Origin of the sequence: Pseudomonas psychrophila (assembly GCF_001043005.1) — a bacterium.
GTDB classification, from domain to species: domain Bacteria; phylum Pseudomonadota; class Gammaproteobacteria; order Pseudomonadales; family Pseudomonadaceae; genus Aquipseudomonas; species Aquipseudomonas psychrophila.
Window position 1 is genome coordinate 147,996 of the sequence record NZ_JYKZ01000006.1, and the last position, 20,294, is coordinate 168,289.

Sequence of the window (20,294 nt, forward strand, 5' to 3'; positions counted from 1 at the left end):
ATGACTTAAACAAACAGACTGAAAAGGGATGCTGCAATGGACGACTATCAGGAAGAGCTGCTTGAGTATCAGGCTTTTGAGCTGGACCCGCTTGAACCTGCTGACGATGCCACCGAGCTTTGAGCTCCAGGCACGTTTACGCAGATTGGCGTTGACGGCGCCGGTATTCTCCCGGCGTCTGCGCGTTCCAGCGCTTGAAAGCCCTCTGAAACGCCTCGGCTGAGGCAAACCCCAACAAATAGGCAATCTCGCCAAAGGCTAATTCCGTATCGCGGATGTAGGTCATGGCGAGGTCGCGGCGCGTGTCGTTGAGAATGGCGCGAAATTGCGTACCTTCTTCCGTGAGCTTGCGCCTCAACGTCCAGGTCGGCAGCTTCAGACGCGCCGCCACTTCTTCCAGGTCGGGTTCACGACCGCCATTGAGCAAAGGCCCAAGCATTTGTGTGATGCGTTCGCGCAGGCTGCGGGTGCGGGTCAGTTGTTCCAGTTCGCGCTCGCACAACTGCAACAGGTAAGCCCAGGTACTGGGGCAGTGCTGCGGGTTGCGCAAGTCGAGCGTGGCATGGTTCAGGCGCAGCTGATTGGTCTCGGCGCGAAACTGGATCGTCGAGCTGTCCAGCGCGCTGTAACGCTGCGCGTAGTCAGGTTCACTGAACTCAATGTCGATCTGTTCACAGGTCAATGGGCAGGCCGCGACCGATGACAGGTGTTGCAACCAGCCGGCAATGATCGAGTCCACCACAAAGCGGTTGTAGGCGTTGTATGGGCTGATGGAGTAAAACCGCAGCCAGGCACCCTGAGCGTCTTCATGAAAGCTCGATTGCCCGCGATAGTTGGAGCCGTACAGGGCCTCAAAGCGAATCAGGGTGCGTGCCGCTTCCCGTACTGTGGGAGCCTGGGCTGCGGTGACGCCGGCCAGCCCGACCTGGCTCAAGCGGCTTAGCTGACCCATGCGCAAGCCCAGTGCCGGGTCGCCGGTCAGGGCAATTGCCGCGTGTCCCAGGCGCATGTAGCGCGGTATAGACAGGCGCGCCAATGGCTGGGCCAGGCGGGCCGGGTCAAGGCCGAACTGTTCGAGCAACGGCGCAGGGTCTTTGCCGCAGCTGTGAACGGCGTCGGCCAGGGCCTGCACAAACCCGACCGAAAGATCGCCCAAACGCATCGGCAGCGGTTTCATCGCGCTACAACCAGAGGTTCAGCAGCCGCGCCCCGGTTCCGGGCTGATCCGGGCTGGTCTGACCGTTGCGGCTGATAAAGCCCAGGCCGGTGCTGTGTTTGTCCCAGAACTTGCCGCGCAAGAACACGGTGACACCGGCTTGGGCCGTGCTGATGGGCAGGCTGCTGATCAGGGTCAGGCGATGCCAGGCGTCGCCTTCGGTCACTTCGCCGGGCTTGAGGCTGATTTCGCTGGGCGTCGACACGCTTTTATAACCGCCCCAGGGTTTATCCCACGTGGTTTTGCCCACGATGAACGCGGGTACAGCGATCAGTTGCGCGCCTTTTTCGTTCAGCGTTCGGTAATTCTCGGGATACCAGCTGTCGCTGCCGATCAAAATACCCAGGCGTCCGGCCGGGGTATCAACCACATTCAACTCATGGTCGGGGCTGGGCTGAATATAGCTTTGCTCTTCATAGGTGGGCAGCAACTGGCGTTGGGGAGTGCCCAGTGCTGCGCCGTCGCTGCCGAAGACCACGCTGCTGTTGTACAGCGGGCCAGTGCCGGGCAGCAGCTTGCCATTCTCGATACGAGGGGCAGGAAGGGCGATGCTCCCGGCCACCAGGGTGACACCGAACTCTTTGGCCAGGCCGCCAAACAAGGTCTGGTAATCGGCCGCCATGCTGCTGGCTTTCATGCGCAGGTGAGCATCGTTGATCCGGCTTTCACCGTCAGCACGAAGCCAGGCATTGGCAAAGGCCAACGGGTTGCTTAGCGCCAGCCAGCGCATGGCTTCATTCAGGTTGGCCGCCTGATACAGCTCGTTTTTTTCACCGCGAAACACCAGCCACGAACCGATATGTTCTGGCAGCACCACGACGGTCTTGTCATTGAGCAAGCCTGCATCGCGAGCGGTATTGAGATAAGAGGCAAGCTTGAGGTGGACCAGTGCCAGGCTTTGATAGTCGCGTGGTGTGAGGTCTGGCTCGATGCCAAGCAGGTTGCCCCGGCCTTGGTCGACACCCTCGTTGAGGGTCAGCTCCACACGTAAATCTGACAAATAATGACCGACGTCGCGTTGCGCGGCCCAGTAGGCATAGCCGCCGGCAGCGGCGACCAGGGCGATCAATAAGGTGCAGCCAATAAGTTTGCGCATAGAAATAGAACAGACAGCTTTCAGCGGAATTCGACGCCTAGGGTAGGCGGCGCTTGCAGGCTTGCCAAGGGGGGCTGCTCATTTGGGTTAATAATTTGTAACTTTGGGTCATTGAGTGGGGTCGTTTGAGTCTTTACTGTGCCTCTCATTAGACGACGGGAGCCGCAGAGCATCCCGCGTTCCGTGATTTAGCCCGCTGTGGAGCTTACTGATGACTGCCACTCACTACCCGCATTTACTGGCCCCGCTGGACCTGGGTTTTACCACCTTGCGCAACCGCAGCCTGATGGGTTCGATGCACACCGGCCTCGAAGAAAAGCCCGGTGGCTTCGAGCGCATGGCGGCCTATTTTGCCGAGCGGGCCAAAGGCGGTGTGGGTTTGATCGTGACCGGCGGCATTGCGCCCAACGACGAGGGCGGTGTGTACAGTGGCGCGGCCAAGCTGAGCACGGTTGAAGAGGCCGAAAAGCACGTTGTTGTAACCCGTGCGGTACACGATGCCGGCGGCAAGATCTGTCTGCAGATCCTCCACGCCGGGCGCTATGCCTACAGCCCGCGTCAGGTGGCGCCGAGTGCGATTCAGGCGCCGATCAACCCGTTCACGCCCAAGGAACTGGATGAAGAGGGCATCGAAAAGCAGATCAGCGATTTCGTGACCTGCGCCAAACTGGCCCAGAGTGCCGGGTATGACGGTGTCGAGATCATGGGCTCCGAAGGCTACCTGATTAACCAGTTCCTCGCGGCGCACACCAACCAGCGCACTGACCGCTGGGGCGGCAGCTACGAAAACCGCATGCGCCTGCCGGTGGAAATCGTGCGCCGCGTGCGTGAAGCCGTAGGCCCGAACTTCATCATCATTTACCGTCTGTCGATGCTCGACCTGGTAGCAGGCGGTAGCGTCTGGGAAGAAATCGTCCTGCTGGCCAAGGCCGTCGAATCTGCTGGTGCAACCTTGATCAACACCGGAATCGGCTGGCACGAAGCACGAATTCCGACCATTGCGACCAAAGTGCCCCGTGCCGCATTCAGCAAGGTTACGGCCAAGCTGCGTGGCTCGGTCAGCGTGCCCCTGATTACCACCAACCGCATCAATACCCCGGAAATCGCCGAGCAGATCCTTGCCGAAGGTGACGCTGACATGGTGTCCATGGCCCGTCCGTTCCTGGCCGATCCGGAGTTCGTGAACAAGGCGGCTGCCGGGCGCAGTGACGAAATCAACACCTGCATCGGCTGCAACCAGGCCTGCCTGGATCACACCTTTGGCGGCAAACTCACCAGTTGCCTGGTCAACCCCCGAGCCTGCCACGAAACTGAACTCAACTACCTGCCCACTATTGCGGTTAAAAAAATCGCTGTGGTGGGTGCCGGCCCCGCCGGACTATCGGCAGCCACAGTGGCGGCAGAGCGCGGGCATGAGGTCACGCTGTATGATTCGGCGAGCGAGATTGGCGGCCAGTTCAATGTGGCCAAGCGTGTGCCGGGCAAGGAAGAGTTCTTCGAAACCCTGCGCTACTTCAAGCGCAAGCTGCAAACCACCGGTGTCGAGGTGTGCCTGAACACCCGTGTGGATGTACAGCAGTTGATCGAAGGCCGGTTTGACGAAATCATTCTGGCCACCGGGATTGCGCCGCGCACTCCTGCAATTGCGGGTATCGACAACCCCAAGGTGCTGAGCTATCTGGATGTCATCCTGGGTCGCAAACCAGTGGGCAGCAAAGTTGCAGTGATTGGTGCAGGCGGGATCGGCTTTGATGTGTCCGAGTTTCTGGTGCATCAGGGCGTCTCCACCAGCCAGGACCGGGAAGCGTTCTGGAAAGAGTGGGGCATCGATACTGCACTGCAAGCCCGCGGCGGCGTTGCCGGGATCAAACCCGAAGTGCATGCCCCGGCGCGTCAAGTGTTCCTGCTGCAACGCAAAGCCAGCAAGGTGGGTGACGGCCTGGGCAAGACCACCGGCTGGATTCACCGTGCGGGCCTGAAAAACAAGCAGGTGCAGATGCTCAACAGCGTTGAATACCTGAGCATCGACGATGCAGGGCTGCACATTCGAATTGGCGAGGGTGAGCCGCAGGTATTGCCGGTGGACAACATTGTGATCTGCGCCGGGCAAGACCCGCTGCGAGAGTTGCAGGACGGTCTGGTCGCTGCCGGGCAGAGCGTGCATTTGATTGGGGGTGCCGACGTGGCAGCCGAACTGGATGCCAAGCGTGCGATTAATCAGGGGTCAAGATTGGCGGCGCAGCTATAGGCTCCCGCCTGGGGCCTTTGTGGGAGCGGGCTTGCTCGCGATTGGATCGACGCGGTTCAACTTCAATACCGCGGCGCCTTGATCGCGAGCAAGCCCGCTCCCACAGGGTGGTGTCTAGTGCACGATCTGCGCTAAAAACGCCTTGGCCCGCGGGCTTTTCGGCGCGTTGAAGAACTCTTCAGGTGGCGAGTCCTCGATCACCATTCCGCCATCCAGAAACAACACCCGCTCGGCCACCTGACGGGCAAAGCCCATTTCGTGGGTCACGCACAGCATCGTCATGCCGCTGCCTGCCAGATTGACCATCACGTCCAGCACTTCACTGACCATTTCCGGGTCCAGCGCCGACGTGGGCTCATCGAACAGCATGATTTTTGGCTCCATGCACAGCGCACGGGCGATTGCGACGCGTTGCTGCTGGCCACCCGACAACTGGCTCGGGTATTTGTCCGCCTGACTGGCAATCCCGACCTTGGTCAAAAAATGCTGCGCCAGTTCGATCGCCTTCTTGCGCGACAAACCGCGCACCGACATCGGCGCCAGGATGCAGTTATCGATCACGCTCATGTGCGGGAACAGGTTGAAGTGTTGAAACACCATGCCGATTTCGCTGCGCACCTTGCTCGCTTCACGGGTGGGCAGGGACAGGTCGGTATCGTTGATCAGGATGCGACCCTGTTCGGCGATTTCCAGGCGGTTGATGCAGCGGATCAAGGTCGATTTGCCGGAGCCGGACGGGCCGCACAGCACGATGCGTTCTCCTTCGCGGACTTTCAGGTCGATGCCCTTGAGTACGTGAAAGGCGCTGTAGTACTTGTTCAGTCCGGCGATATCCACCACTACCTTGCGGGTGTCAGTGACTGGCGACACAGGGTGAACGTAAGCAGATTGTGCGTGCATGGTGTGTCTCCAGTGATCAGTGAAAACGCTCGGCGCTGTAGGGCGCAGGGTCGGTGAAAGGTGTTTCGCCGGTCATCATCTCGGCCAGCAGGCGACCGCTGACCGGACCCAGGGTCAGGCCGTGGTGGGCGTGGCCAAAGTTGAACCACAGGCCCTTGTGGCGACTGCCCGGGCCGATGACCGGGCACATGTCCGGCAGGCAAGGGCGGCGGCCGAGCCAGGGCTCGGCATCGACCCGCTTGCCCAGCGGATACAGGCGCTGGGCCCGCTCTTCGCAGCGGCGCAACTGGATTTCGTTGATCGGGTCATCGCTGTCAGCGAACTCGATACCTGTGGTCAGGCGGATACCCCCAACCATCGGCGCCAGCACATAGCCGCCCACCGAATCGAGAATCGGGTGCTGCATGGTCTGACCGTCCTTGGCCGCGTAATGCATGTGGTAGCCGCGCTTGATTGCCAGGGGGATGCGATAGCCCAGGGGTTCGAAAATTTCTCGTGCTTGTGGCCCGAGTGCTACCACCACTTCATTGCCGACAATCAGGCCTTTTTGGCTTTCGACCTGCCACTGTCCGGCCGTTGCCCGCAGGCTGGTGGCATTACCGGTCACGAACGTGCCGCCGCGCTTGATGAACAGTTCGGCGTAACCACGGGTCAAGCCGCCGGGATCGCTCACGGTCTTGGGGTCCAGCCAGTGAATGCCGCCGATGACATCGGTGTGCAGGCCCGGCTCCAGAGCGTGCACTTGCTGCTCGCCGAGCACGCGGTAGTTGAGCTTGTATTCGCTCAAGGCCGCGGCGTCGCGCTGGGCTTTGTCGAAATCGGCCGGGGTGCGATACACCTCGATCCAGCCGCTGTCGTCGATCAGTTCAGTCACGCCCGCAGGCTCGGCCAGCAGGTCGTGCTCACTCACGCATTTTTCAATCAGCGGCAGCATGGCCCGGGTGGCCTTGGCCAGTTCCTTGGGGCCGGACTGCTGCCAGTATTTCAACAGCCACGGCCCGGCCTTTGGCAGGTGCTTGAGGCTGTAGCGCACATCGGATTGCTGATTGAGGCCATAGCGCAGCAAACGCGAAATTTCACGGGGGAACGAGTAAGGGATCACGCTGGCGCGCTCGATCAGCCCGGCATTGCCGTGGCTGGTGCCGCTGCCGGGCGTTGCGCGGTCGAGCAGCACAACGCTGCGCCCGCGGGCCTGGAGTTGCAACGCGGTACTGACGCCGACGATGCCGGCTCCCAGAACGATAGTGTCGCAGTGCATAAACAAATCCTTAAAACGGGGGCCGTGTTCGCAGCCCGAACAATGGGCTTACTGCAAATGGCGGCCGAGACGGCCTTCGATCAGCTTCAGACTGCGTCGTACCACTTCCACGATCAGCAGATACAGCACGGCGGCCCACAGGTACACCTGGAAGTCGAAGCTGCGCGAGAACGCCATTTTGGTGACGCCCATCAAGTCGTAAATGGTCACCAGCGACGCAATGGCACTGGCCTTGATCATCAGGATCAGCTCATTGCCCAACGGGCCGATGGCGACCAGCAGCGATTGCGGCAGCACGATCTTGCGAAAGGCGGTCCAGCGCGACAAGTTCAGCGCCTTGCAGGCTTCACGCTGGCCCTGGGCCACGGACAAGATGCTGCCGCGCAGGATCTCGGCCTGATACGCCGCCGTGTTAAGGGTGAAGGCCAGCAGCGTGCAGAACCAGGCATCGCGGAAAAACCACCACAAACCCACGTCTTGCCAGAAGCCCTTGAACGAGCCGAGACCGTAGTACAGCAAAAACAGTTGCGCCAGCAGCGGCGAGCCCCGGAAGAAGTACACGTAGGCGCCGGTAAAGCTGCGCAAAAAGCGGTTGCTGGACAGGCGGCCCAGGGCAATCAGCAAGCCGAGCAGGGCGCCGAGGGTGAACGAAATCGCCACCAGCTTGCCCGTCACCAGCAGCCCGTCGATAAAGCGCGGGCCGTAGCGTTCAAGCAGGTCGGGGTTGAGAAACATGTTTTGCAGATCCGCCAGACTCATGGCTGCGCGCTCCGTTGATGGCGGCTGAAGTAGCGTTCAAGGAAGGCAAACAGCCGCCCGGAAATCGCCGAGAAAAACAGATAGCCCAGGCACGCGACGCTGTAGAACAGCATCGGGTCTTTGGTGACGCTGACCGCCAGGTTGGTCTGGCGCATCAAGTCCACCAGGGAAATGGTCGACACCAGCGAGGTGTCCTTGAGCAGTGACAGCCAGTTGTTGGACAGGCCGGGCAGGGCGATGCGCGCCAGTTGTGGCAGCACGACCTTGCGAAAGGTGGTGAATTTGCTCAGGCCCAGAGCCGAGGCGGCTTCGAACTGGCCCTTGGGGATGGTTTTGAACGCACCCAGCCAGATCTCGCTGGAGAAGGCGGCAAACACAAGGCTGAAGGCGACCATCGCGGCCACGAAGGTATTGATCGTGACCTGTGCGTCGTAGCCCATCATGGCGAGGATCTTTTGCGCGGCGATCTGGCAACCGTAGTAAATGATCAGCAGCGTCAGCAGTTCCGGCAAGCCACGGAACACGGTGGAGAACGTGGTTGCCCACGCCCGCACCCAGCGGTTTTTAGAGCGTGCCGCTACCGCCACGGCCAGGCCCAGAGGTAAACCGATAGGCAGGCAGCTCAAGGCCAGGGCAATGGTCACCATGGCGCCTGCGAGCAAAGCCGAGCCCCAGCCGCCACTGGCGAAAGAAAGAAGTGAGAGTTGATCGAGCATGCTCGAATCCCCGGGCAAAATTGGGCCGAAATTCAGCCGCTGCGCACCTTAAGTGCGCAGGGCAGGGTCATTGGCAGGGAAGCCCTCAAACGAGGGCGGGCGACTCAGTAAATGTCGAAGTCGAAGTACTTGCTGGAGATCTTTTTATAAGTGCCATCAGCCACGATTTCATCCAGCGCCTTGTTGAAGCGCTCGCGCAGGGCGTTGTCGTCCTGGCGCACGGCAATGGCCGCATCGGCATTGGTGCCATTGACGTCACCGATGATCTTGCAGCAGTCGTCGCTGGCCTTGTTGATCCATTCCAGCAGCGGGAACTTGTCGGCAATGACGGCATCGACGCGGCCGTTTTTCAGTTCGGCGTTGGCTTCATCAAGCGTCGGGTACAGGTTGAGTTTGGCGCCGGCTTTCTCGTAGTGATCTTCGGCGTAGATACCTTGGGTCGCTGCGCCCTGGGCACCGATGGTGCGGCCCTTGAAGTTGATCTGGGCATCGGTGATGTCAGAGTCTTTGGGTACGGCGATCGACAGCGGGGTGCGGTAGTAGTGATTGGTAAACGCAATTTTCTTTTTGCGTTCATCGGTCACGATCATCGACGCCACGATGGCATCGTACTTTTTCGCCATCAGCCCCGGAATGATGCCGTCCCAGTCCTGGGCAACGATCTTGCACTGCGCGTTCATGCGTTCGCACAGGGCATTGGTGATGTCGACGTCAAAGCCCGATACCGTGCCGTCGGAGTTGGTGGTGTTGAATGGAGGGTAGGCGCCTTCGGTGGCGATAGTCAGCGTGTCGGCGTGCGCGTTGGCTGCAACGGCGGCCACGAGTGCACATGCACTTGCAAAGCGAATGACGTATTTCATCTAGCACCTCGTTTTATTGTTTTGATCCGGGTGAGGATGTGTAGCCCACGAACTCATTGTGTAAGGCCGCGGTTGCCTCAAGACGCTTCTCAACGTCCGGCCCCAGTTGTTTGCACACTTCATTGATCAGCAGATGCACCAGCGACAGCATTGCCGAGGTGGACTCCCAGAACAGGTTGAATTCGGTGGGCACGCGAAACACTTCATTAGCGCTCTGGTCAGCCCAGTCGCAGAAGGTATCGGTGATGAGCGTGACCTCAATCCCTGCTTCACGTGCCTTGCGGCACAACAGCTGGGCATGGCGCGAGTAGCGTCTGGCTTCAAACACCACCAGCGCGCAGTCTTGTGCAGGGCATAGCAGCACGTCGGCGTAATGCCCGGCGGCACCGTCGACCAGTTGCACGCCATCGCGCAGGTATTGCAGCAAATGCACCATGGAGGCGGCGATCCCGCGCTCGGTCTGGAACCCTGCCACAAACACCTTGCGCCGCGTGGCCAGGCGCTGACTGACGGCACGCCACTCAGGCGTAAGGCTGTATTCATAGACCTTGACCAGCGCACCGACTTCAAGCTCAAAACTGCGCGGCAATGCCTGCGGGCTCTGGCTCGATTGCTGGCGGAATTCTTGCAGGCGATCACCGACCAGCCACGGGCCATCGCCCAGGTCGTCCTTGAGATCGTTTTTCAAATCCTTGAAATGGCTGTAGCCCAGGGAGCGGCAAAAGCGCCCGACACTGGATTCGCTGACCCCCAGTTTGCTGGCGATGTCAGCGGCGGTCTGAAAGGGCAGCTCGTACAAATTGGCCAGCATATAGCTGGCAATCGCCCGACCCGAAGGTGCGGCGGTTGACAGACTGCTTTCAAGGCGTTGTTTAATCGGCTGGCTCACGACTGCTTCCTGTTTTTATTTCAGCGCGTTGCAGAAAGTGAATGTTTTCTGTCATTAAGTCAACAATTGACAGAGAACTGTCACCCAAGGATAGTTTGCCACAGACAAAAATAATCAGATTGGAGCGCCAGAATGTCCCAGCCCGTCACCTCCACCCAGTCGCTTTCCCTCGCTGAATTGACCGCCTTGCTGCAAAAAATTTTTGAACGTCACGGCACCTCGCAAGCAGTGGCTCAGGTATTGGCTGACAACTGCGCCCGGGCTCAGCGCGACGGCTCGTACAGCCACGGTGTGTTCCGCATTCCGGGCTACCTGTCTTCGCTGGCCAGTAGCTGGGTTGATGGCCAGGCTGTTCCCGTCGTGGAGGATGTTGCCTCGGGTTTTATCCGGGTGGACGCGGCCGGTGGCTTTGCCCAACCTGCGTTGGCAGCCGCCCGTCAATTGCTGGTCGAAAAAGCCCGCAGTGCCGGGATAGCAGTACTGGCGATTCGTAACTCCCACCACTTTGCTGCGCTTTGGCCGGACGTGGAGCCGTTTGCCGAAGAAGGCCTGGTGGCGTTGAGCGTGGTCAACAGCATGACCTGCGTGGTGCCCCACGGTGCGCAAAAGCCCCTGTTTGGCACCAACCCGATTGCCTTTGCGGCGCCCCGTGCCGAGGGTCATCCGATCGTATTCGACCTGGCGACCAGCGCCATTGCCCACGGCGATGTGCAAATTGCCGCTCGCAAGGGCCATCAGCTGCCTGCCGGTATGGGGGTGGACAAACAGGGTGAGCCGACTGAAGACCCTAAAGCCATTCTCGACGGCGGTGCCTTGCTGCCATTTGGCGGGCACAAGGGCTCGGCGCTCTCGATGATGGTCGAGTTGCTGGCAGCGGCCCTGACCGGAGGTAATTTCTCGTTTGAGTTCGACTGGTCCAAGCACCCCGGTGCGCAAACTCCCTGGACCGGTCAATTGCTGATCGTGATCGACCCGAGCAAATCCGGCGGCAACAGTTTTGCCCAGCGCAGCGCAGAACTGGTGCGTCAGATGCACGCCGTGGGCCTTGAGCGCATGCCCGGCGATCGCCGCTTTATCGAGCGTGCCAAGTCGTTGAATGAAGGCATCCCGCTGGGGGCAGAAGAGTTGGCCAAGTTGCGTGAGCTGGCGGGGTAAGCCGCGTAGGAGCGAGCCTGCTCGCCGGATTGTGTGAGCTTCTTGGGGGCTTGTGCTGCTCACTAAAGCGCCCTTGTGGGAGCGAGCCCGTTCGCGAAGGCAGCACAGTGATTGTTCGGACCCACCGCGGCGCATGAATCGCGAGCAGGCTCGCTCCCACAGGGGGCTTTGGCCAGTAACCAAATTTCTACAGCATTTGAGTATCAGTTGTGAGTTGCGCAGGGTTTTGAGTTTGAGCCCATGCGTGGGATTACAACGCCAAAAACTGTCGGATCAGGTTAGGGGTGCATCCCGTCCAGCGTTTCAGGGCACGGCGAAAGTTTGCCGGGTCGCTGAAGTTGAGGTACTCGGCCACGGCTTCGTGGCTCAGCCCCTTGAACTGATACAGGTACAGCGCCATGTGTTTGCGCGCTTGATCCTGCTGGGCCTGAAAGTGCGTGCCGTGTTTGTTCAGTTTGCGCTTGAGGGTGGCCTGGCTCATTGAAAAGTGCTGCGCCGCCTGCTCAAGACTGGGGGCGTGTTGCGCATTGTTGCGCAAGTACACATACAGCCGGTCAAGCAGGCTGGCGCTGAATCCCAGGCTGAGCAACTGCTCCTGCGCCTGCTGGTACGCCACCTGCCGGGCAATGGCCGAAGCGTTGGGCCAGGGCCGGGTCAGGTATTCGCGGGGCAGGCGCATCATGTCCAGCTGACAACCAAACTGAGTGTTTTCACCCAGATGCACCCAGTACTGCTCCACATAACGTGGCTGCGGATGGTTGAAGCTGCACTCCCACGGCAGGCGCTCACCGCTGAGCCATTGGCTCATGGCCTTCAGCGCCGTCATGCTGGCTTCCAGCACAAAACGCAATTGCTCCCCGGCACCGCAACTGTCGAGCCAGTACACGTAGGCGTACTTGTCGTCCAGCAACAGGCGTGGCGTCAGCAAAGGGCTGAGCAGGGCGCGGTGATGGATCAGGGTTTCCAGTGCCTGATGCAGATTTTGCGCCTGCTGCAGGGCGTGACTGGCCGGGCCGTAGTGCCCCGGCCACAGGCGTTGGCCAAACAGAAAACTGCTGTCATCGGCTTCGAGCAAGCGCTGGGCGTTGGCAATCAGGCCGAAGCATTGCTGTGGGCTGAGGCGGGTGTGGCCGGCCACAATATCGTCGTAAAACAACCCGGTGCCGCGCAGCAAGCGATGACTGTCGATGTCTCGTGACAACGCCAGATCAATCAGGGTGGCAGGTTGGTAATGGCCGACAATAAAACGGCTGTCAGATTCGTACCAGTGAGTGTGGCGCGTCATGCGCGTTTGCTCCGTGGCGGCTTGGCTCGAACCAGTGCCAGATTCAGCCGCTTGAGCAACTCATCGGGTGCCTCATCGAGCGCCATCACCACCGCCGTACTGGCTGACAAATACACCCGTTCACCATGCTGGCGGGTTTTGTGGGCCAGGCTTTGAACTGCCTGTTGCAGTTCCAGCGCCAGCAACCGGGCCTGACTTTCACCCGTACCGGGCAGCAGCACGACAAAGCGGTCGCCGGCCAGTCGGCAGAGCAGATCGTGGCGGCGCAGGTTGAGCAGGAGCAGTTGGCTGAGGGCTTGAAGCACGGCATCACCTTCGGGGTGGCCGTAGTGCTGATTGATCGAGGCAAAATCGTCGATATCCAGCGCCAGAAGTGACAGCGGTTGTTGCTGCTCAAGGCTTTGCGCAAGGCAGTCGCTGACCTGGCGCTTGAGGTATTCGGCGCCGCCCAGGGGGGTCAGTTTGTCGAACAGCCGATGCTCGCGAAACACCCGTTCGCGCTTCTCCATGTGCTGGTTGATCGCCTGTTGTTCACGGTGCCAGTGGAACAGTCCGATGGTCAGCAAAATCATGCCGATGGGCATCGGCCCCGATTCCAGCCAGTGATCCCAGCCGATGTGTTTGGGCAGGCGAATGAACTCATCCAGCACGTCCAGCCACCAGGAGAAAAACATAAAGCACAAACCGCTGGCCAGGTAGTTGGTGACCCGTCCGGTGGGTCGGCTTTTAAGCACCAGCCCCAGCCAGAACAGCATAAACAGAGCCGTGCCCCCTTCACCGACGATGTCCAGCCAATGCCATTCGCTGAAGGCCTTGGGCGTGCCGAAAGCCAGGTTCAGCCACACGGCCATATTGGCCGCCAACAGCAGCAAGCCGAGCTTGTAGCGATGGTGTTTAAGGACGTTGAGCCAAGTCATCACAGTTCTACCAAAACGTATTGCCGGTCAGCAAAACAGAGGTGTGTGACAGCTGTGTGACAGGTTGTGCGGGTCGAATCAGCTCAGGTGTCTTGTGCAAAAACCTTGAACATTCACCTGTTTGACCGTGGGAGCGGGCTTGCTCGCGATGCAGGCGACGGGGTGGCTCAGTTGCACCGTGTTGATGCTATCGCGAGCAAGCCCGCTCCCACAGGGTGCGGGGTAGCTGACGCGGGTCATATCAGCTCAATTGCCTTCAAAGTGCCGCTCAAAAGGCTCTGTTTCGGGGTTTCAGCCAAACACTGTCACAGCGTTGTCATCCACCAACCCTAGCGTTCGCTCCCAAGTTGTCGGGCCATTTGCCCGGCCTGAAGTGCGATTTTGGGGGAGGACAAACATGTACAAGTCTCGCAGCAAGGCGCAGTGGGTCGGCTTTACCGTCAGTGCATTGGCCCTGGCAATCGCCAGTGAGCGCCTGAGCGCCGCTGAGGCATCGACCATTGGCGCCACCGAACACGTAGAAGTGGTCGGGCAGGCCGTCAGCCTGGACAAGGCGCTCAAGCAACAGCGCAGTTCGGACAACATCGAGAGCGTGGTGCATGCCGATGGCGTGGCGCAGTTGCCGGACGCTAACGTCGCCGAGGCGGTACAGCGCTTGCCAGGTATCAGTATTGAGCGCGATCAGGGCGAAGGTCGTTTTGTCAGCGTACGGGGCCTGGGGCCTGACCTGAACAGCGTGACCATCAACGGCACGCTGGTGCCGTCGCCGGAGAGCGCCCGCCGCGCCGTGGCCCTGGACGTTTTGCCGTCGGAACTGGTGCAGTCGCTGTCGGTGATCAAGACCCTGACACCGGACATGGATGCCAACTCACTGGGTGGCACGGTCGATGTCGAGAGCTTGTCCGCGTTCGACCACAAAGGTCTGTTTTATACGGGCAGCACTGAGGCCGGTTACAACAAGAACAGCCATCAGACCAGCCCCAAGGTGTCTGGCGCCATCAGTGATCGTTTCAGTCTCGGCGACGGTGTCGACAACTTTGGTGTCGCGGCCGCATTGAGCTGGAACAAGCGCGATTTTCGCTCTGACAACGTAGAGACCGGGGGCGACTGGGACTTCAGTGACGGCGCGCGCCTGAACAGCTTCGAGCAGCGGGTCTATGAAATCAGCCGCGAACGCACCGGTGGCGGTCTGAACTTTGACTACAAGCCCGACGACGACACCAGCCTGTACCTGCGCACGCTGTACAGCCGCTTCGAGGACAACGAAACCCGCAACTCCACCAGCTTTGAGTTTTCCGATCCCCAGGCCGAGGGCGAGGTGGGTAAAACCAAGACCAAGCGCAAGCTTAAACAGCGCGAGGAAACCCAGGAAATCCAGTCTTACGTGTTCGGCGGCGAACGCATGATGGGCCTGTGGACCCTCAGTGGGCAGGCCGGTTACAGCGAGTCCAGCGAAGACAACCCGGGAGGCATTGCCGGGGCGACCTTCAAAGGTGATTCGAGCATCGGTAACGGTGGTTTCTACGACACCGAAAAACCGCGCCCCATCATCGGCGCAGGCTTCTATGACCCGGCCAACTTCAGCCTCGACAAGGTGGACTGGCAAGAGCAGCACACCAAGGACACCGAGAAAAATATCCGCCTGGACCTGGCCCGTGACTACGACGTGCAGGGTTATGCCTCCCAGGTCAAATTCGGCGGCAAGGTCAGTCGGCGCAACAAGGACAACGACCTCAATGCCTGGACGTATAAGGACTTTTCGGATTTGGGCTTCAGTGACGAACAGCTCAACCTCGAACAGTTCAACAAGGGCAACCTGCACTACAACCTTGGGCGGTTCGGCCCGGGCATCAGCGGGGGTGCGATCAAAGATCTGATCGGCGGCTTGAACCGCGACGACTTCTATAACGAGCAAGACTCGCGGGCCAATGACTTCACCATGCGCGAAGACATCAACGCGGCCTACCTGATGAACACCGTCGATATCGATGACTGGCGCTTCATTGCCGGCATGCGCTACGAGGGCACCGAGTTCGAAGCCAAGGGCACGGGCGTGCGCAATGGCGTTTTCGAAGATCAGGACACCCGGCGTGATTACCATCACTGGTTGCCCGGCCTGCATGCGCGTTATCAATTGGCGAAAAACACCCAGGTGCGTGCGGCCTGGACCAACGCTGTGGTGCGCCCGACCTTTGGTCAACTGGCCCCGGGTTTTGTGATCGAAGATGACAAGGCCGAGTTCGGCAACCCTAATCTCAAACCGCTGGAGTCGAGCAACTTCGACCTGGGCATCGAGCACTTCATGGGGCAGGCGGGCACGGTGTCGGCGTTCCTCTTCTACAAAGACATCAAGAACTTCGTCTACAACAACGACCTGGCCGGCAGTGGCGAGTGGGTCGACTTCACTGAAGCCCACAGTTATGCCAACGGCGACAGCGCCAAACTCTACGGACTGGAACTGGCCTATTCGCAAAAATTCGACTGGCTGCCAGCGCCCTGGAACGGCGTGATCCTGGGTGCTAACAGCACGTTCAGCCGCTCCAGTGCGAGCATCAAGGGCGTCGATGCGGCAACCGGGGCAACCCTCAAGCGCGACATCGATTTGCCGAACCAGTCCAACACCGTCGGCAACCTGATGCTGGGCTGGGAAGACGACAAGCTGAGCCTGCGCCTGTCCGCCAACTACAAATCGGACTACCTCTACGAGTTGGCGGGAGTCAACGACAAAGCCCATGACACCCATGTCGATGCCCAGACTTTTGTGGACTTCAGCGCCCGCTATTCGCTGACCAAAAACCTGCACATCAAGTTCGACGCCCAGAACCTGACGGACCAGCCGTACTTCGTCTACAGCGGCAACAGTCGCTACAACAACCAGTACGAAGAATACGGCCCGACCTACTCCGTGGGCCTGACCTTCACCCATTTCTAAACGTCCGCAGCCTCTTGTGGGAGCGAGCCTGCTCGCGAAGGTCGTAAGCGATGCCGAGGCCATCGCGAGCAGGCTCGCTCCCACTGAAAGACCGTGCTTTTTTTGAACAGCATTCAGGATTGATCACTCATGTTTAAACGCAAACCCCGACTACTGCCCTTGCTGGTGTGCCTGACCGCAGGGAGCGTGCAGGCGGCCACTGAAGTCGCCGCTCCGGCATTGCAGCAATGGTCCACCAGCAAGGCCCAGGCGTTGAGTTACTTGCCAAACGGGACGGGCGACGAACGCCTGGCCGTGAGCAAGCGCGAAGGTTTGTTGTTGCTCGATAAACAGGGCAAAACCTTGAGCCGGGTGCCCGGGGTGTTTGCCGGCCTGGACAGCCGTGCGCTGGGGGATCAGGTCCTGGTAGCCAGCAACGACAAGGACAAACAGCAAGTGGCGCTGTTTAGCCTCGACCCCAAGACCCATCAATGGCAAGCCCCGACGTACTTGCCCGCCCGTGACTATTCGGTTGAGGGGGTGTGCCTGTACCAGGATGACGCGAGCAACATTTACCTGTTCACCGTGGGCGAAGAAGGCAAGGGCGAGCAGTGGCTGGTAGCTGCGGACAGCCGGCGCTTGGCTTCACCGCTACGGGTGCGCAGTTTGCCGTTGCCGCCGCAAGCGAAGTTCTGTCAGGTGGACGATGCCGCGCAGAACGTGTTCGTCAACGAAGAAAATGTCGGCTGGTGGGCTTACCCGGCGCACGCCGAAGCTGACGTTGAGCGCGTTCCGGTGGCGATGGTCGAGCCCTTCGGCAATGTGAAAAAAAGTGCCGGAGCAATGGCACTGGTACCGGGCGGGATGCTCGGGCTTGATCCCGAAGCGGCGCAGCTGAATCTGTATCAGCAGCAGGGCAAGCGTTGGTCGCCTGTGGCCAGCCTGGCGCTGGCTGGAGTGGTCGAACCTGAACATCTGGCGCTGCGCCAAACACCCCAGGGCCTGCAACTGCTGGTGCAGGACGGTGCCAGCAACAGACTGTTCGAAGGCCTGCTGGGCTGGCAGGCCAGTGCGGTGAATGTGCCGCCGGTATTGGCCAGCGTAAAACCTGCGGTGCAAACCGAGGTGGTGATGAGCCAGGGCGACGCGGCGGATGACCCGGCGATTTGGGTTCACCCGCAGGCGCCGGCCCTGAGCCGTGTACTGGGCACCAATAAGCAGCAGGGGCTTGAGGTGTACGACCTTCAGGGCAAGCGCGTACAGCATTTGCCGGTTGGGCGGCTTAACAACGTCGATGTGCGCCCGGGCTTCGAGCTGGGCGGGCGCACTGTGGATTTGGCCGTGGCGACCAATCGCGATCACAACAGCCTGAGCCTATTCAGCATTGATCGCACCACGGGTGAGGTGCAGGAGGCGGGCGAGATCGCCACACCGGTTTCAGATATCTACGGCCTGTGCCTGTTCAAGGCGCCGTCGGGCGAGATCTACAGCTTTGCCAACGACAAGGACGGCACCTTTGTGCAGCACCGCTTGTTTGCCAAGGGCAACAAGGTCGAGGGCGAACTGGTGCGCCAGTTCAAGGTGCAGACCCAGCCTGAAGGCTGTGTGGCGGATGACCGCGGCCAGCGCCTGTTTCTCGGGGAAGAAGACGTGGCGGTATGGGCGGTGGATGCCCGTCCTGACCAGCCGGCAACGCTCACTAGCGTGATCAAGGTGGGTGAGCATGTGCATGACGACATCGAGGGCATGGGGCTGTATCAAACCGAAAAAGACAACTACCTGGTGATCTCCAGCCAGGGCAACGACAGCTATGTGGTGGTCGATGCCGAGCCACCTTACGCCGTGCGTGGCGCTTTTCGGGTGGGGGTGAATGCCGCAGCGGGGATTGATGGCGCGTCAGAGACCGATGGGCTGGAGGTGACGTCGGCCAACCTCGGTGGCCCCTGGAGCAAAGGCATGCTGGTGGTGCAGGACGGTCGCAAACGCATGCCCGAGCAAGCGCAAAACTTCAAGTACATCCCCTGGAGCGAGGTGGCCAAGGCTTTGCACTTGCCATAACCCGGTCATCTGAATGCTTTTCAATCCCTCAATCGCGGATCAATGGAGTAACAACATGCACGCAACCATGGAACACATGACGATCTGGGGCCTGATCAGCGACGCGAGTCTGCTGGTCAAAGGCGTGATGCTGACCCTGCTGCTGGCCTCGCTGTTGAGCTGGTTTTTGATTGTGCGACGCAGCGCCATTTTGCGTCGCAGCGAGCGCGACATGGACAATTTTGCGCAGCGGCTCCGGGCTCAGGGCGAGCTGAATGCGCTGTACCGTGAAAGCCGCGATGCCAGTCATGAAGACGCCGGTGCCGAGCAGGTATTTGTCGCCGCTTACACGGAGTACGCCCAGCTCAAGCAGCAACCCTCGGTGGATGCCGAAGGCGTGATGCAAGGAGTTGAACGGGCGCTGTATGTGGCCATCAGCGAGCAGGAAATCCGTCTGGAAAAAGGCCTGCAGTTTTTGGCCACCGTGGGTTCGGTTAGCCCCTACATCGGCTTGTTCGGCACCGTGTGGGGGATCATGAATTCCTTTATCGGTCTGTCCCAGGTGCAGCAGGCGACCCTCTCCACTGTGGCCCCGGGCATTGCCGAAGCCTTGATCGCAACCGCCATTGGCCTGTTTGCCGCGATCCCGGCGGTGATTGCCTATAACCGCTTCTCGGCCCGTGGCCAGACCCTGCTGACCCGTTATTACAGCCTGGGCAACGAAGTGCAGATGCGCTTGTACCGCAGCTTGCATGCCGGTTCGCGGAACATGTCTGCCGTCGCTTGAAAGGGAGTTTGAACATGCTTGCTCGACCACAGCGCAAACACGGGCCCAAGGCCGAAATGAACGTAGTGCCTTACATCGACGTGATGCTGGTGCTGTTGGTGATCTTTATGGTGACTGCGCCGATGCTGACCCAGGGGGTGAAAATCGAACTGCCTAAAGTCGCCAGCGAAGCCTTGGTTAATGACAGTCAGCAAAAAATCCTGACGCTGTCGGTCAAGGCCGAGGGCGGTTACTACTGGAATCTGGGCAGCGAGCTGGACACCAAAAACCAGACCGACAGTGCCGTCAGCCTTGAAGAGCTGCAGGCCAAGGTCGGGCAGGTGGTGGCGCAAGACAGCGACACCCAGGTGTATATCCGCGCCGACAATGAAGCGGGCTATGGCAGCGTGGTCAAAGCCATGGCGGCTTTGCAGCAGGGCGGCGTCACTCACCTGGGGCTGGTGACCGAGGCCCCGCAATGACTGGCACCTTGATGCACGGAGCGCTGGCGCACGCGCAGCCGTTGCCTTGGACCCGGCTGTGGCGTGACAGTCAGGCGCTGGTGGTGAGCGTCGCCCTGCACAGCGCCGTGGTGGCTTTTTTGGTGCTGGGCTGGAGCATGGAGCAATCAATGCCAGAGCCTGCGCCGTCGACGCTCAAAACCCGGCTGGTGATGTTGCCCGCCGAACCGCTCGCGGCACCCCCTGCGCCTGAACCTCTGCCGGTGGTAGCGCCTGCGCCCGTGGTTGAGGCTAAACCCGAGGTGGTAAAGCCCGTGGTTGATCCGCTTGTTCAGGCGCGCAAGCTGGAGCAAGCAGTGCTGGCGCGTAAACGGGTAGCCGAACAAAAGCAGGTGCAGCTGGAGCAAGACAAAGCCGCTCGCCAGCGTGCCGAGCAACTGGAGTTCCAGCGTCAGCGAGCGCTGGCCGAAGCTTCGGCGCAGCAGGCCCGTGTGGCTGCGGATAACGCCAGACGAGCGCAACAGGCAGCGGCGGCAGCGGATGTGCGCCAGTACCTGCCCATCAGCAAGCAAGCCCCGGATTACCCGCAGCGGGCACTGGACAAGGGCATTGAGGGTGATTGCACGGTCGAGTATTCGGTGACCCCGCAAGGCAAGGTCGACAACCCCAAAGTGGTGGGCAACTGCCATCCCGCGTTTATCCGGCCGTCACTGGTGGCGGCGGCGACCTTCCGTTATCAACCTCGGATGGTCGATGGTCAGGCCGTGACCGTACCGGGGGTGCGCAATACCTTTCACTACAAGATCCAGTAGCGGTACGC

Annotated in this window: 17 protein-coding genes; 7 read left to right on the plus strand and 10 right to left on the minus strand. The window is 60.3% G+C overall.

Going from position 1 to position 20,294, the window contains the following annotated elements:
* Positions 1-136 precede the first annotated feature (136 nt).
* The gene (locus TU76_RS15440; protein ID WP_019829047.1) at positions 137-1,177 is read right to left on the minus strand and encodes an AraC family transcriptional regulator; all 1,041 of its coding nucleotides are present in this window, start codon (positions 1,175-1,177) and stop codon (positions 137-139) included.
* A 4-nt stretch (positions 1,178-1,181) separates the two neighbouring features.
* The gene (locus tag TU76_RS15445) at positions 1,182-2,312 is read right to left on the minus strand and encodes a carbon-nitrogen hydrolase family protein (protein WP_019829048.1); all 1,131 of its coding nucleotides are present in this window, start codon (positions 2,310-2,312) and stop codon (positions 1,182-1,184) included.
* Between the two features lie 211 nt (positions 2,313-2,523).
* On the opposite strand from TU76_RS15445, the gene TU76_RS15450 reads away from it, so the two are divergent.
* A complete protein-coding gene (locus TU76_RS15450; RefSeq protein WP_048352011.1) occupies positions 2,524-4,560 on the plus strand; it encodes an NADPH-dependent 2,4-dienoyl-CoA reductase in 2,037 nt (678 codons plus the stop codon).
* A gap of 114 nt (positions 4,561-4,674) precedes the next feature.
* On the opposite strand, the gene TU76_RS15455 is transcribed toward TU76_RS15450, so the two are convergent.
* The 6 genes from TU76_RS15455 to TU76_RS15480 all read right to left on the minus strand — a co-directional run bounded on the left by TU76_RS15455 (position 4,675) and on the right by TU76_RS15480 (position 9,942).
* Positions 4,675-5,460 (minus strand): amino acid ABC transporter ATP-binding protein, encoded by a 786-nt coding sequence (locus tag TU76_RS15455; RefSeq protein WP_037032798.1) that lies wholly within the window; start codon positions 5,458-5,460, stop codon positions 4,675-4,677.
* 16 nt (positions 5,461-5,476) lie between these two features.
* Positions 5,477-6,718, minus strand: a complete 1,242-nt coding sequence (locus TU76_RS15460; RefSeq protein ID WP_046810350.1) for an NAD(P)/FAD-dependent oxidoreductase — start codon at positions 6,716-6,718, stop codon at positions 5,477-5,479.
* A gap of 48 nt (positions 6,719-6,766) precedes the next feature.
* On the minus strand, positions 6,767-7,477 hold the full coding sequence (locus tag TU76_RS15465) for an ABC transporter permease (protein ID WP_019829054.1): 711 nt from the start codon (positions 7,475-7,477) through the stop codon (positions 6,767-6,769).
* Positions 7,474-8,193 carry an ABC transporter permease gene (locus TU76_RS15470; RefSeq protein ID WP_046810349.1) on the minus strand — a complete coding sequence of 240 codons (720 nt, stop codon included), beginning with the start codon at positions 8,191-8,193 and terminating at the stop codon, positions 7,474-7,476. Before TU76_RS15470 ends, TU76_RS15465 begins: the two co-directional genes overlap by 4 nt.
* A gap of 104 nt (positions 8,194-8,297) precedes the next feature.
* Positions 8,298-9,053: a transporter substrate-binding domain-containing protein gene (locus TU76_RS15475; RefSeq protein WP_019829056.1), complete on the minus strand. Its 756-nt coding sequence runs from the start codon at positions 9,051-9,053 to the stop codon at positions 8,298-8,300.
* Between the two features lie 13 nt (positions 9,054-9,066).
* Entirely contained in the window at positions 9,067-9,942 is an 876-nt protein-coding gene (locus tag TU76_RS15480) for a MurR/RpiR family transcriptional regulator (RefSeq protein WP_019829057.1), read from the minus strand.
* A gap of 132 nt (positions 9,943-10,074) precedes the next feature.
* Here TU76_RS15480 and TU76_RS15485 point away from each other — a divergent pair, with 132 nt between their 5' ends.
* On the plus strand, positions 10,075-11,097 hold the full coding sequence (locus tag TU76_RS15485) for an Ldh family oxidoreductase (RefSeq protein WP_048352012.1): 1,023 nt from the start codon (positions 10,075-10,077) through the stop codon (positions 11,095-11,097).
* 250 nt (positions 11,098-11,347) lie between these two features.
* On the opposite strand, the gene TU76_RS15490 is transcribed toward TU76_RS15485, so the two are convergent.
* On the minus strand, positions 11,348-12,382 hold the full coding sequence (locus TU76_RS15490; protein WP_048352013.1) for an AraC family transcriptional regulator: 1,035 nt from the start codon (positions 12,380-12,382) through the stop codon (positions 11,348-11,350).
* Positions 12,379-13,299, minus strand: coding sequence for a GGDEF domain-containing protein (locus tag TU76_RS15495; protein WP_019829061.1), 921 nt, complete (start codon positions 13,297-13,299; stop codon positions 12,379-12,381). The genes TU76_RS15490 and TU76_RS15495 overlap by 4 nt, the downstream gene beginning before the upstream one ends.
* Positions 13,300-13,696: 397 nt before the next feature.
* Between TU76_RS15495 and TU76_RS15500 the strand changes: the two genes are divergently transcribed.
* From TU76_RS15500 to TU76_RS15520, 5 genes are all read left to right on the plus strand, one after another.
* Entirely contained in the window at positions 13,697-16,231 is a 2,535-nt protein-coding gene (locus tag TU76_RS15500; RefSeq protein ID WP_048352014.1) for a TonB-dependent receptor, read from the plus strand.
* Between the two features lie 129 nt (positions 16,232-16,360).
* A complete protein-coding gene (locus TU76_RS15505; RefSeq protein WP_048352015.1) occupies positions 16,361-18,268 on the plus strand; it encodes a phytase in 1,908 nt (635 codons plus the stop codon).
* Between the two features lie 55 nt (positions 18,269-18,323).
* On the plus strand, positions 18,324-19,034 hold the full coding sequence (tolQ, locus tag TU76_RS15510) for a protein TolQ (RefSeq protein WP_048352016.1): 711 nt from the start codon (positions 18,324-18,326) through the stop codon (positions 19,032-19,034).
* Positions 19,035-19,048: 14 nt separating this feature from the next.
* Complete coding sequence (gene tolR, locus TU76_RS15515; protein WP_046810227.1) at positions 19,049-19,495, plus strand: protein TolR; 447 nt, start codon at positions 19,049-19,051, stop codon at positions 19,493-19,495.
* Complete coding sequence (locus tag TU76_RS15520) at positions 19,492-20,286, plus strand: energy transducer TonB (RefSeq protein ID WP_046810226.1); 795 nt, start codon at positions 19,492-19,494, stop codon at positions 20,284-20,286. The genes tolR and TU76_RS15520 overlap by 4 nt, the downstream gene beginning before the upstream one ends.
* Positions 20,287-20,294 lie beyond the last annotated feature (8 nt).

Bases quoted from the DNA above. Each gene is read 5' to 3' on its own strand.
- TU76_RS15505 (WP_048352015.1), top strand. From the start codon at position 16,361: ATGTTTAAACGCAAACCCCGACTACTGCCCTTGCTGGTGTGCCTGACC.
- TU76_RS15455 (WP_037032798.1), bottom strand. From the start codon at position 5,460: ATGCACGCACAATCTGCTTACGTTCACCCTGTGTCGCCAGTCACTGAC.
- TU76_RS15520 (WP_046810226.1), top strand. From the start codon at position 19,492: ATGACTGGCACCTTGATGCACGGAGCGCTGGCGCACGCGCAGCCGTTG.
- TU76_RS15450 (WP_048352011.1), top strand. From the start codon at position 2,524: ATGACTGCCACTCACTACCCGCATTTACTGGCCCCGCTGGACCTGGGT.
- tolR (WP_046810227.1), top strand. From the start codon at position 19,049: ATGCTTGCTCGACCACAGCGCAAACACGGGCCCAAGGCCGAAATGAAC.
- TU76_RS15470 (WP_046810349.1), bottom strand. From the start codon at position 8,193: ATGCTCGATCAACTCTCACTTCTTTCTTTCGCCAGTGGCGGCTGGGGC.
- TU76_RS15440 (WP_019829047.1), bottom strand. From the start codon at position 1,177: ATGAAACCGCTGCCGATGCGTTTGGGCGATCTTTCGGTCGGGTTTGTG.
- TU76_RS15485 (WP_048352012.1), top strand. From the start codon at position 10,075: ATGTCCCAGCCCGTCACCTCCACCCAGTCGCTTTCCCTCGCTGAATTG.
- tolQ (WP_048352016.1), top strand. From the start codon at position 18,324: ATGCACGCAACCATGGAACACATGACGATCTGGGGCCTGATCAGCGAC.
- TU76_RS15460 (WP_046810350.1), bottom strand. From the start codon at position 6,718: ATGCACTGCGACACTATCGTTCTGGGAGCCGGCATCGTCGGCGTCAGT.
- TU76_RS15445 (WP_019829048.1), bottom strand. From the start codon at position 2,312: ATGCGCAAACTTATTGGCTGCACCTTATTGATCGCCCTGGTCGCCGCT.
- TU76_RS15490 (WP_048352013.1), bottom strand. From the start codon at position 12,382: ATGACGCGCCACACTCACTGGTACGAATCTGACAGCCGTTTTATTGTC.
- TU76_RS15495 (WP_019829061.1), bottom strand. From the start codon at position 13,299: ATGACTTGGCTCAACGTCCTTAAACACCATCGCTACAAGCTCGGCTTG.
- TU76_RS15465 (WP_019829054.1), bottom strand. From the start codon at position 7,477: ATGAGTCTGGCGGATCTGCAAAACATGTTTCTCAACCCCGACCTGCTT.
- TU76_RS15475 (WP_019829056.1), bottom strand. From the start codon at position 9,053: ATGAAATACGTCATTCGCTTTGCAAGTGCATGTGCACTCGTGGCCGCC.
- TU76_RS15500 (WP_048352014.1), top strand. From the start codon at position 13,697: ATGTACAAGTCTCGCAGCAAGGCGCAGTGGGTCGGCTTTACCGTCAGT.